Annotated in this window: 11 protein-coding genes and 1 pseudogene; 7 read left to right on the forward strand and 5 right to left on the reverse strand. The window is 38.1% G+C overall.

Translation table 11 applies throughout. The features are described 5' to 3' along the window. Window positions 1–17: 17 nt before the first annotated feature. Window positions 18–1010: a DUF1852 domain-containing protein gene (locus tag MP622_RS01910; protein ID WP_243792224.1), complete on the reverse strand. Its 993-nt coding sequence runs from the start codon at window positions 1008–1010 to the stop codon at window positions 18–20. A 322-nt stretch (window positions 1011–1332) separates the two neighbouring features. Here MP622_RS01910 and MP622_RS01915 point away from each other — a divergent pair, with 322 nt between their 5' ends. Then, entirely contained in the window at window positions 1333–1839 is a 507-nt protein-coding gene (locus MP622_RS01915) for an AAA family ATPase (RefSeq protein ID WP_243792226.1), read from the forward strand. 466 nt (window positions 1840–2305) lie between these two features. Here the strand turns inward: MP622_RS01915 and MP622_RS01920 are convergent. Continuing rightward, a pseudogene (locus tag MP622_RS01920) lies at window positions 2306–3165 on the reverse strand (IS982 family transposase). An 888-nt stretch (window positions 3166–4053) separates the two neighbouring features. Here MP622_RS01920 and ubiH point away from each other — a divergent pair. From ubiH to MP622_RS01935, 3 genes are all read left to right on the forward strand, one after another. Then, complete coding sequence (gene ubiH, locus MP622_RS01925) at window positions 4054–5262, forward strand: 2-octaprenyl-6-methoxyphenyl hydroxylase (RefSeq protein ID WP_243792228.1); 1209 nt, start codon at window positions 4054–4056, stop codon at window positions 5260–5262. Then, on the forward strand, window positions 5259–6497 hold the full coding sequence (locus MP622_RS01930; RefSeq protein ID WP_243792229.1) for an FAD-dependent monooxygenase: 1239 nt from the start codon (window positions 5259–5261) through the stop codon (window positions 6495–6497). Before ubiH ends, MP622_RS01930 begins: the two co-directional genes overlap by 4 nt. Before the next feature lie 168 nt (window positions 6498–6665). Then, complete coding sequence (locus tag MP622_RS01935; protein ID WP_016167002.1) at window positions 6666–6914, forward strand: hypothetical protein; 249 nt, start codon at window positions 6666–6668, stop codon at window positions 6912–6914. 65 nt (window positions 6915–6979) lie between these two features. Here the strand turns inward: MP622_RS01935 and rsmI are convergent, their stop codons facing one another. Further along, window positions 6980–7816 (reverse strand): 16S rRNA (cytidine(1402)-2'-O)-methyltransferase, encoded by an 837-nt coding sequence (rsmI, locus tag MP622_RS01940; RefSeq protein WP_016167001.1) that lies wholly within the window; start codon window positions 7814–7816, stop codon window positions 6980–6982. A 347-nt stretch (window positions 7817–8163) separates the two neighbouring features. Here rsmI and MP622_RS01945 point away from each other — a divergent pair, with 347 nt between their 5' ends. From MP622_RS01945 to MP622_RS01955, 3 genes are read left to right on the forward strand one after another with little or no spacing between them, the layout of a single operon-like run. Then, on the forward strand, window positions 8164–8592 hold the full coding sequence (locus tag MP622_RS01945) for a YraN family protein (RefSeq protein WP_016167000.1): 429 nt from the start codon (window positions 8164–8166) through the stop codon (window positions 8590–8592). A gap of 60 nt (window positions 8593–8652) precedes the next feature. Beyond that, window positions 8653–9348 carry a BON domain-containing protein gene (locus MP622_RS01950; protein WP_016166999.1) on the forward strand — a complete coding sequence of 232 codons (696 nt, stop codon included), beginning with the start codon at window positions 8653–8655 and terminating at the stop codon, window positions 9346–9348. Next, window positions 9338–10222 (forward strand): alpha/beta hydrolase, encoded by an 885-nt coding sequence (locus MP622_RS01955; RefSeq protein ID WP_044738422.1) that lies wholly within the window; start codon window positions 9338–9340, stop codon window positions 10220–10222. Before MP622_RS01950 ends, MP622_RS01955 begins: the two co-directional genes overlap by 11 nt. Here the strand turns inward: MP622_RS01955 and nudC are convergent. Continuing rightward, window positions 10211–10984 carry an NAD(+) diphosphatase gene (gene nudC / locus MP622_RS01960; protein ID WP_243792231.1) on the reverse strand — a complete coding sequence of 258 codons (774 nt, stop codon included), beginning with the start codon at window positions 10982–10984 and terminating at the stop codon, window positions 10211–10213. The genes MP622_RS01955 and nudC overlap by 12 nt on opposite strands. After that, window positions 10984–12633: a chemotaxis protein gene (locus MP622_RS01965; protein ID WP_243792233.1), complete on the reverse strand. Its 1650-nt coding sequence runs from the start codon at window positions 12631–12633 to the stop codon at window positions 10984–10986. The genes nudC and MP622_RS01965 overlap by 1 nt, the downstream gene beginning before the upstream one ends. Window positions 12634–12721 lie beyond the last annotated feature (88 nt).

A 12721-nucleotide genomic window follows, 5' to 3' on the forward strand; every position in this document is an offset into this window, starting at 1 on the left:
GTTCTATTTCAGGTAAATTAAGCAGCGTTACGCTCTACGTTGTAATTTGCAGCCCATTGCTCAAGAATATCTCGATAAGGCTTAATAAAGTTTTCTTCAGTCCATTTGCCTTGTTTTACTGCGAGCTGACCACGTTCAACTCGGTCATAGACAATTCGCGTCAATGAATAATCGGGGTACTCTAAACTTGCCTGATAAACTTGCGCTGCTGATGAATTTGCATTGTAAATTTCAGGACGATAAATTTTTTGGAACGTTTCCATGGTGCTAATCGCGCTGATCAGTTCAAAATCAGTGTAATCACGCAGTAAATCACCCGCAAAATAGAATGCTAAAGGTGCAACGCTTCCTTTCGGCATAAAGAAGCGAACTTGTAAGCCCATCTTATGGAAATATTCATCGGTACGTGAGTATTGATCTTGCTTGTATTCAACACCCAAAATCGGATGTTCATTGGTTGTACGGTGATAAGTACGTGCTGTTGAAACACTCAAGCAAATCACAGGCTGTTGATTAAACTCGGCCTTAAAAGTATCTGAATTCACTAAATATTGATAAAGCTTGCCGTGTAAATCACCGAAACCTTCTGGTGCATACGAGGTTGAGTTTTCTTTATTATGTTCTTTTAGTACCACACTAAAATCGTAGTCACGTACATAAGAAGAGAAGCTATTGCCAATCATGCCTTCAATACGCTGATTGGTATGATGATCGATAATAGTGCTTTTCAGCATTTCAATGATTGGGAAGGTTTGACCATTGCCTTCAATATCTAAATCCGCAGAAATAATATCAATTTCAAGCGAATAACGATCACCATTTGGGTTATCTGTTTGCGCTAAAGCATTAAAACGATTGTTAATCATTCGAAGCGTATTATGTAGATTTTGCTCACGGCTTTCACCACGCGCTAGGTTAGCAAAGTTAGTCGTTAGGCGTGTGCTATCTGCTGGTTGATAGTTTTCATCAAAACGAATGCGTTTGATTGAACATTGAAATACTGTACTCATGGAGAATTGCCATCCGAAAATTTTTGAAATGCTAAATTTCTGTATAGCGATATTTAAACTTGATTCAAAACATGAGTAAAACGATATAAATTCAATAAAACATGAGTAAAATTCACTTTTAAGTTTGAGCCACATTAAAAAGATGCGTGTTTTCGTATTAGCTTTGCACAAGAATATAAAAATTAGGCATAAACGATGACTTGTTTCAAAGTTAGTATTTTGTGAATTTTTAATGGTATTTATGTTTTAAGTTATTGATATTTAATTGAATGTATGAATTTACTTCGTATAATCACCATTATGTTAATTTTAGGAGAAATTAATGCTCATAGTATTTAGTGGGTTACCAGGCACAGGAAAGACAACTTTATGTCAGGCTTTAATAAAAAAGAAAGGGTTTACTTATATCCGAATTGACGAAATAGAATTTGCGATTCAACAATGTAATAACTCTTCTGAAAAAATTGGAGCTATTGGTTATGAAATTGCATTTTCTATAGCATTATCTAATCTAAAACTTGGAAATACAGTTGTAGCTGACAACGTTAATCCTGTCATAGAAAGCAGGCTTAAATGGAAAGAAATAGCTCAGAAAGCTAATGTTAAGATTATTGAAATTGAAGTTGTTTGTAGTGACAAGGCCGAGCATAAGAGACGTATTGAAACGAGGTCATCTGATATAGAAAATTTTAAACTACCAGATTGGCGGTCTGTTCAAGTACATGATTATCAATTGAGAACAGATAAAAGATTAATAATAGATACAGCTAAACTTACTCCAGAAAATGCTCTAGCAGAAATAGAAACATATATTGGCTCCACCATTTAACATAATGGTCGTTATCCAAACTTGTTTTTATAAAATTATTTTAAATCAATGCATTAGAAATTTTCTAATAACTTAAAAAACAGAAAAAAGCCAAACTAGAAATAATTTGGCTGCTTTTTAAGCATGTTTGGTATCTTCTGTTAATAAATTAATTAAAAATTATTCAAAATTGCAGAATCATGTATAAAGCTGTTCCTGAAAAAATGATCAAAACAACGATGAAAAAATACAGTGAATATTGACCAAAAGGATGTTTTTTATAGGCATAACTAATAGCAATTAAGATAGCTAAAATAAATAATGTTGCTGGCCAAAAAATTAGGGAAACAAATAAGATGCTTTCCGCAAAATTTAACTTAATCATGAATTTTTCTATTTACAGTATTTTCATTGTTATAGCTGATCTCAATTCGAATAAAAAGCCCAACAGGATGTTGGGCTTTTTATTACTTAACCCGAATCCTGTTTAAGCCAATGACTCCATAATTTGAATTTTTGGCTTATTTCGTTGAGTTAATTGATATGCGCATAACGATGCGTAAATCCCACTTAGACATCCATGAATACTACGTGCTTTACTCGTCACTAAATTGTATTGACCTTTCAATAAGCTGAATAACGTTTCTATTTTATTGCGCTGTTTTAAGTGATATTCATCTGATGCACAGAGTTGAACAGACTGCATATTCTTTCGATGATAGGTAATTAAATCAATACCTTGACTTTTTAATCTGCTTTTTAAGTCTTGGCTGATATAGCCATGATCTGCATAAAGCCTTGCTTCTAAGCCTTCAACTAAATGCTCAACCATTTTTATGTCAGCCACATGTCCATTAGATAAAGCAGAACATGCTATTTCACCCAATTGATTCATCTCGATATGTAATTTACAGCCATAAAACCAGCCCATCGAGCTTTAACCACGTGATGCAATTTTGGCTAATGATTTATGGCGTTGAATCCGTTGATTTTTACAGACAGGCAAAGTGGTTGAATCAACCCATAAATATTTGCTGCGTTGGTCTTTGATTAAGGCGACATGTAAAGCATTTAGTGCCAATTGATGAGGTGAATCATCCGTTGGTAGCAGGGTAAATTTTTAAATAAATGATTTTTATCCTGTTTCAACCATGAAAAGAATGCTTTGAAATTGTTGATATGAGAACACTTATACCAAATCGCGATAAAATTGATTTCTGAGAGGCTCAATTGAGCTGGGCGAATTCTTATAGAGTGACGACTTTGTTTGAGAAATTTCCAATAAGTTGCTTCAAATTTAAGAAAGAAATCATCGATTACGCAAAATAATTCGGTACTATTGAACATCAGGGCTAGAGCGTTAGGTTTGGTGTGGTAACTCAACTGATGGCTCTAGTCCTCTTATTTTTCAAGTCAATTTCTTATCCGCGATTCAGGTTATATTGAACCGTATTTATTTGAAAAGTAAAAACTCAATATATAAATGATTAAACTGAGTAAAAAAAATATTGGTGTGGAATAAAATAGTTCAGTATTCCAAATATTAATGCTAATAATTGCACTCATAAATATATAAAATATTGAAAGTAAAAATTTTTTTATAAATAAACCTTTTTGCTTAGATCTTTTTGAAGTTAAAATAAAAGGTAGAATTGATATAAAAGCCATAACCAAGATTTGCGGAAAGAATACTATTCCCATCATACTATTATCATGTGAAATGACAGGATGATTCCTTGTAAAAAGGATAGAGAGAAAAAGTAGAATAACCTGAATAAAAATGATCAATAAATCTATTTTAAAATATCGCAATATTACTATTTCCTAAAATGTTCTGTCACATTAAGAATGTTTAAGATTTTCTAAAATTAACATAATGCACGTTATACGTAATCAACTTATTATTGTGATATAAATCAAATCAATAGTCCCCTGAACTCAGCCCAATATCTCCACATTGGGCTTTTTTATTGATTTTTCATGTTCCACAAACAATTATTCAACATTGTTTCACGCTATTTATAAGTTAGCTTAAACAGTACCTTGAGCGAGTTTCCTAATAACCGACAGTACATAATTTTTCAAAATCATGGTAGAGCCCTTTACCTTGATCGTACGTAAAAAAGTCCATTTCATTATAAAAATAAAACGCTTTGATGTAATATAAAATCCATTAAAACTTATAGGTATTTTGAGGTTTCTTCCTTCAAATACGCCATAAAAAAGGATACAAGCATGCAGCAAGAAGTCGTCATTGTCGGTGGTGGAATGGTCGGGCTGAGTCTGGCACTCATGTTGGCGAAAGCAAATATTGCAGTCAAACTGCTCGAAGCCATCAAATACCCAAATTATGATGACATCAATCTTGCGCCTTATCATTCCAGTTTCGATGCACGAAACAGCGCTTTGTCTCGCCGTAGCGTGCAAATTTATCAAGAACTGGGTTTATGGGATGCCTTGCAACAACATGCAACACCAATTTTACAAGTGCATATTACTGAGGAAGGCAGCTTTGGTAAGGCGCGTTTAATTGCAGAACAAGAGAAAGTCGAAAGCTTTGGACAAGTCATTGAAAATGCGTGGTTAGGGCGTGTGTTACTTACTCAAGTTCGCCAACAGTCATTGATTGAATTGATTGATGGTGTGCAGGTCACCTCACTTATCCAAGATGCAGAGCATGCTTATATTGAAGCGCGACGTGGTGAAGAACAGTTGCAACTACAAGCCAAGTTGGTGATTGCGGCAGATGGTCGAGATTCGTTCTGTCGTCAAGCTTTGGGTATTGGTGTATCTGAGCATGATTATGATCAAGTGGCGATTGTCACCACCGTACAAACTTCGAAACCGCATCAACATATTGGCTTTGAGCGTTTTAGTCCTCTTGGGCCATTGGCATTGTTGCCTTTACCGGGTGAATACCGTCGTTCAGTGGTTTGGCCAGTGAAAAAGGGCACAGAACAAGAATGGTTAGGTGAAGAAAATGACCAACATTTCTTGGGTGCTTTGCAGCAAACCTATGGTGACCGTGCAGGAAAATTCCAGAAAACAGGCAAGCGTTTTAGTTATCCATTGTCACAAGTTTTAGCAGAAAAGCAGGCAGTAGGGCGTGTAGTGCTGATGGGAAATGCGGCACATACCATTCACCCTGTTGCAGGACAGGGTTTTAACCTGTGTATGCGTGATGCTTATGTATTGCTGCGCTATTTAGAAGCACAACAGAGTGCGGGTGCTGACCTCGGTGAACCAAGTATTTTACTTGAATATGAACAAGCCCGTTTAAAAGATCAGCAACGTGTAATTAAGTTCTGTGACAGTGTAGTACGAGGTTTTAGCAATCAAAATCCGATGCTGAAATTATTACGTAATACAGGACTGATTGCTTTCGATTTAATTCCGGGTATTAAACCATTGGTGGCTACCTACGCAATGGGACTAAAAGCATGAGCCAAGTTTTAGATGTTGTGATTGTTGGTGGTGGTTTGGTCGGTGGATTGACCGCCTTGTTGTTGGCTCAAGGTGGTGTACAAGCCACGGTTTTAGATGCAGCACCAATTTTGGATGAGAGCAAGGTTTTAGCAGTTGCTAATCCACGTGTCTTGGCACTGAGCCAAGCGACGATTCATTTACTCAAAACAGTAAAGGTTTGGGAATTATTGGCACGCCAGATGCCCTATAGTGGTATGCAGGTCTGGAATAAAAATGGCTATGGTGACATTCATTTTGGGGATGTTGCAGAAAAAACGCCTTCCATAGAGCAAGCATTGGGTTCAATGGTTGAGCCGAGTATTTTGAATTTAGCCATTCAAAAACGTATGCTAAGCGAAGTCAAAGACTATCGAACACAAGTTAAAGTTACGCGTGTAGAACGTGGTATTGGTGTTTGGCATATTCACTTGGCTGATGGTACGCAGTTACAGACCAAACTGGTGATTGGTGCTGACGGTGCCAACTCATTTGTACGTGAGCAGGCATTTATTGATCTGGATATCTTGGATTATCATCAAGCAGGCGTGACCTGTGCCATCCGTTCCGCACAGCCGCATCAACATGTCGCCCGTCAAATTTTCTTGGAAACGGGTCCTTTGGCATTTTTACCGATGGCAAGCCTAAAACCAGAGCAAGATGGTCATTGGCAGTCGATTGTTTGGACGTTGCCCGATGATTATGCCGAGGAATATGCTGCACTAGATGATCAGGCTTTTTTACAGCTGTTGACACGAGAAAGTCAGCATATGTTGGGTGAAGTTTTAGAAGCAACACCACGGGCGATGTTTCCGTTGAAAGCCCGAGCTGCGCAGCAATATGTAACATCGGGGCTAGCTTTAATCGGCGATGCAGCACATGTGATCCATCCATTGGCAGGACAAGGGGTAAATATTGGCTGTTTAGATGCGGCGGTACTGTGTGATGCATTATTGCACGATTTATCGCGTGGAGTCTGGGCACATGAGCAAACCTTGCAACGTTATGAACATCGCCGTAAAGGCCAGAACGATGCCATGATGCATAGTATGTCGGCCATTGGTTGGTTAGAAACTACGGAATTCTTTCCGATTATTTGGGCGCGTAATTTTGGTTTAAAACAAGTTGAACAACGCCCCGTATTGAAAGATGCTTTTATGATGCAAGCGAATGGTTTGCAGGCGTTGAAAAATACCCGTTATGCAAATTCGTTTTAAACAGATAATTTTTAGACATCTAGTTAAATCTGATTACGAATTTGATTAAAAAAAATACGATTTTTTTGCATTAAGTACTATGCGAAAGCAATTTAGATTGATAAATTTCATCGTAATTCGAAAGCAATTCGAAATGAAGTAAATAGAAGTCATTGTGGGGAGAGAAAGATGACGGATATGAATGATTATGATGACGTAGAAGACTCAGCAGTGGATGAGGATGAAGCGAAGGCTGCTGAAAAAGGTGCATCTGACGAAGCGGAAGGTGCTTCTGATGGTGATCTTGCTGAGGCAGAAACATTAACCGTGACTGCAAAGCAAAAGCAACGTCAGGCTTTAGAGGATGAAGTGGCTGCATTTTTGGCACGTGGTGGGCGTATCACTGAAGTTCCACCAGACGAATCTGCACACGACTAATCTACCAAATAAAAAACCACTCTTGAGAGTGGTTTTTTATTTGGTAGAATATCAAAGTGTTAGTTTTATTTTGCAGTCAGTTCTAAGGCACGTTGATAAGCAACTTTTTTCTTAATCCCTGTCAAATCCGCAGCCAGTTGTGATGCAGCTTTGACTGATAAATCCTGTAAAAGACGGGTGAGAAGCTGGTCTAATTTCTCTTGTTCCATGTCTTTTTCTTGTGTTGCACCACCGACCACCAGCACAATTTCACCTTTTTGCTGATTATGGTCCGACTCAATAAACTTGACCAATTCACCCAAAGTCATTTTGCGAATAGTTTCAAAAGTTTTGGTAATTTCACGAGCAAAGCCGACGGGACGGTCTGCACCAAACACATCAGCCATATTTTTCACGCATTCCAAAATTCGATGAGGGGCCTCGTAAAAAATTAGGGTTTGTGTTTCGTCTTTCAACTTTTCGAGTTGTAATAAACGTTGTGAAGCTTTAGAGGATAAAAAGCCTTCGAAACTAAAACGATCACTCGGTAAACCTACTGTACTTAAGGCAGCAATCGCGGCGCAAGCACCAGGCACTGGAATTACACGAATGCCGTGTTCCTGAGCAGCACGAACCAGTTTGAATCCAGGATCACTAATTAAAGGGGTACCTGCATCACTAATTAACGCCATATTTTCACCTTTTAACAGGCGTTGCACTAACACATCAATTTTGTTGCTTTCATTATGGTCGTGGCAGGCGGTCAGCGGTGTTGAAATATTAAAATGCTTGAGTAATTGTGCCGATGTGCGCGTATCTTCGGCTGCAATAATGCTCACTGATTTTAGGGTCTCAATTGCACGAAAAGTCATATCATCTAAGTGCCCGATAGGGGTTGCTACAACAAATAACTGAGCACTCATGTGAAATCTCCATGCCAAAATAGAATTTAAAAAGAATGACGCGATGTAAGTGATATGGGAGTTTGAATCCGCAAACGCGTTAGAATACTTACATTCTACCTGAATCCATTGCTCAGACGCGAATTAGATTCTGTGAAGATCTTATATTCAACGCTGCGATGTAAAAAAATAGTATTTGAAACTTGGCATATTTTGAAAAAGGTAGATTGTAATGTTCTAATTGCCTGAATCAATGATATACATTTGAGATTGCATTTCAGCTTAAACTAAAATAAAAAAGGGCAAAAAGTTTGATATTCATTGCATTACAACAAGAAATAAGTGGGTTTTACTGAGTGGAAGAAAAATTGAATCTTAAAACAACATCACAAGCTTTGGGGGATTGGGCAGAACAGCAAGCCTTAATTCTTTTGCAACAACAAGGTTTTCAACTTGTGCAAAGAAACTATCATAGCCGATATGGCGAGCTAGATTTGGTTGTGCAACAAGGTGAAGAATTACTTTTGGTTGAAGTGAAGGCACGAGCTTTGACTCGTTATGCACATGCCAATGAAGTGGTATCACTTTCAAAACAGCGCAAACTCATCAAAACAGCGTTATGTTTTCTGAATGAATATCCTGAATTTCAGCAGTTCTATTGTCGATTTGATGTAATTTGTTTTGATTTTTATCAACAATTTGCAAAAACAGTACAGTATGACTTTTCAAGTTTCACTTATGATCAGCAATGGATAGAAAATGCTTTTACTTTTGATTCAGAGTTCATTAATCTTTGAAGTAACAGGAAGCATCAATGCTATAGAAAAATGAATGAAATAAGTGAGGAGTCTTGCTGAGTGTTGAATCGTATTGCAATGACAGTGCTTTGTGTCGCAGGTCTAAGTTTATCGGGCTGTGCGAGTTTTATTTCAGGTGGTACAGGGACTGCACCAGTTGGAACTGAAAGTGGGGTACGCTCATTGGGTCAGGTATTTATTGATTCCTCAATTGAACGTACAGCGAATATTAATTTATACAAATTAGATTCTCGTTTTAAACAGTCGCGTGTCAATATTGAAAGTTTTTATGGCAATGTGCTTTTGACAGGACAAGTCCCAGATCAGCATTTAAAACAATTGGCTGAAGACAATGTCCGTGCGATGAGTGACGTAAAAAATGTGCATAATTTTATTACCGTGGGTGATAAAATTGGATATAACACCATCATGCAGGATGCGTCCGCCACAGCAAATACCCGTGGCTTGATTATGAAAGCCCCTGTGGTTGCCGACAGTAAAGTTCGTGTACATACAGAAGATGGTGTGTTGTACGTGATGGGGCGTTTGAATAATGCTGAAATCAATGATTTGAACAACGTGTTACAGCAAGTGGGTAATGTAACCAAAATTGTGACATTGGTTGATAATGTCGATCAAGGACAGAAATCGATAAATTCTAGTTTTGTAAGCCCAGTCGCAAGCAATGCGCAGCCTGAAGTTCAAACGCCTGTAGCTATTGACCCAGATCAGGTAGAACCGACGAATGTTCAATAAATCCGAATATTGGATTAAACAGTTAAATGACACCATGGGTAATGCGAAAGACTTTATTCGAGACTTTCGCATCTACGATGTTGGTAGTTATGCATTAAATCAACTCACACCGCGTGAGGGATATACACTGCATGAAAATATTGCGTATGGTTTAAAGGCACGGCATCGTCTAGATTTATTCAAAACGCATAAACCACAGTTAAATCAACCTTTAATTATTTTTGTGCATGGTGGTGCTTGGACACATGGCGATAAAAGTTCATATCGCTTTGTGGGTGAAGCTTTTGCCCGTGAAGGTTATGACGTTGCAGTAATCAACTATCATCTTGCGCCACAGTACATTTTCCCGAGCTATGTAGACGATTTAACCCTTGCACTCAACTTTTTGAGTCTGCATCAGCAAAAGTTGGCTATTCGTACCGACAATGTTGTACTTATGGGACATTCTGCAGGTGCATTTAATGTGATGTCTGCGGTTTACCATCCGCAGCAGTATGAATTGCAATGTCGCGCACAAATTCGTGCCATCATCGGGGTGGCAGGCCCATATCATTTTGATTATAAGGGAGATCCGTTATGTGCCGAGGCGTTCGATCAAAGCGTCCCTTTTCAGCAAGTTATGCCTTATTACTTTGTGGCATCGAATAGCATTAAGCATTATTTGCTCATGGCTGAAAATGACCAGATTGTGGGACACAACAATACGGAAGATTTTGACCGAGTACTGAAAGAAAAAGGCAATCACAGCAAAATGATTGTAATTCCACGCACAGGACATATTACGGTGATGGGATCAGTATCGAGTTTATTCAGTCGTTATTTTGAAACTAAAGAACAAATTTTGGTTTCTATTGAGGAGGCCTTAAAGCCATAGATGTGTGTCATCGGCAGCAGGGTGACCTTGAGTCACATGCATAATCATGGCGTGTGCGATACTTCCTTTGAATGGAATTTGAGGAAGTTGGTCAAATTTGAAAAATTGGGCATCACTGATTTCTTCTTCTTGTAATTGAATATCACCCGCAGCATATTCAGCACGGAAGGCAATCATTAAATTACTTGGGAAGGGCCAAGGTTGGCTTGCTAAATATTGAATATTTTTGAGTTTTAAGCCGACTTCTTCTTCAGTTTCACGACGTACCGCATCTTCTAGCGTTTCACCAACTTCGACAAAGCCTGCAATCAAACCATACATATTGTTGGTATTCTTGGCATTTTTAGCTAAAAGAATTTCATCTTTTCCGCGTGTGATTACCGTAATAACACAAGGTTGTACCCGTGGATATTGATGATAATGGCATGCAGGGCAGACCATCGCATATTCATTCGCATGAACCTGAGTTTCATGTCCACAATGGCTACAGAATTTATGGTTGCGACGCCATTCTAATAGCTGCATGGCACGACTGGCCTGTTCAAACTCTTTAGTGGTCCATTGAGTCAACAGTTGTCGAATCGGAACCAATTGTAAACCCTTTGGGATGCTTTCATTAGTTTGTAGATCACGGGCAATAACAGTATTGCCCGTATGTAAGTGTAAATCACTTGCCAAGCGTTCAACTTTAGGCAGTTGGAGATGTTCATCAACCAGAAGTTGTTGTTGATGAAAAATATAGGCAAGTGATAATTCAGACATTAGGCAACTACTTCGGCATTAAGTTTCTGACTGCTGCTTAATGCTACATCAAACATCGAATGTAATACAGGCTGTTTATTCTTTAAATTATCAATCATCATTTCTGCACTCGCGAGAGTATCTAAAATGTAGTTGATTTCTTGTTCAGAAATACTGCTTGATGCTTCAATTTTTTGTTGCACAAATTGCGCAGCATTTTTTAATGCTTGCTGACCTTCACTGGCATTAAGGAAGAGTAAAGCACCGCTAATTTCACTGAGCTGTGTAGACAGGTTGCCTAATGCACCTAAGAATTGATCTTGAAGATACTGAATTAATGCAGCAGCAGCGTGATCAACCAATATTTTAGTTTCATTGAGTAAAGCATCATGAGCTTCATCTAGGCGATCTAGAGAAACATTCAAGTTGTTCACACGATGTTGTAAGCGATTTGAAGTATGGTGACGTTCTAATACCCCAATTGAATTCATGGCAGATAAAATACTTTTCATTAATTGCTGAGCAAAGTTTTCGTCTTTTAATACATCACTTTGATTCAATATTTCAACCTGACGTGATAAGTCTTGATATGCTTCATTCAAATTCAAGACTTTGAATATATTAGCCAATTCTTTGATTTTTGTCTGTAATTCTTGCGTTTTCTCAGGCGACATTGTTTGGTAGTTATATTCAATCTCATTGCGAATTTGTGCCATTTCAGCGGTCACTAGTTCACTAATGTTATGCATGGTATTGAAGTCTGGACCATAAAGATGACGACTAAACACTTGGAGTTGCGTATCGGTTAAGGCATCTTCTCCAATATTCAACTGCTCACGGATGTTTTGAGATATCTCATCTTCTTGGCTAATACATAAACTGAGAATATTCGATAAATCTTTCAGGCTGGCATTGAAGTTTTTGGGCGCTTGGAGAAATGCTGCAATATTACGTTCAATATCAATCAAACTGCGTAAACGTGCATCTGTGAATAGCAGATTATCAATTTGATTAAATGCTACATGAACCAGTCCCCAATATTGTTGACTTGGTAATTGGTTGGTTAAACCTGCTAAATAAGTGCCCACAATTCGAATTGCTTGCAAATCAAGTTCGGTTTCTTGCTGCTGGAGCAATTTGTTCAATGCAAGTTTATATAAGCGGTGTACATATTCTGACTTTTCGAGTGTTGGAACATGAGCCAACTGCAATGTAGGTTCAATATGGTTCAACAGTGATTCAAGATGTTGACCTTCATGGGTAAGAGGTTTGCCTAAAGCCAATTCTAAGCGGTTTAAAGTATCGAGTAGAAATTGAGGAATTTTAACTTCACGCAGGCAGATAAACTCAATGTAGCGTTTTAGCATGGTGGTGCCTTCACTGAGCGCGATCACATCTTGCGTATTGATATTTTCAGGATGTGCCATGATTTTACGCATAAGTTCCGCAGCGTATTGAGCAATTTGCCCTAAGTTTGGCATATCAATTAAGACCAGAACCTGTGCACATTGTTCAAATTGATTCAGCGCATCATCAATACCAAATGGTAGAGTATGATCCTCTGCTAAGGTGCTGACCGCAGATTCAACTAACTTGATCGAGTTATCAACCTCATTTTTTATTATCAGTAAGGCTGTAGGATCAAAATGAATAGAGGTTTGGTAAGACATTTATCTGCACCTTTCCTAATGTATTATCTGTTTATGTGTGGCTGAGTTAGAGCGTTATTTCTTGTATTCAACTATAACTGATGTCCCC

Origin of the sequence: Acinetobacter sp. PK01, assembly GCF_022819285.1 — a bacterium.
GTDB lineage: Bacteria > Pseudomonadota > Gammaproteobacteria > Pseudomonadales > Moraxellaceae > Acinetobacter > Acinetobacter tandoii.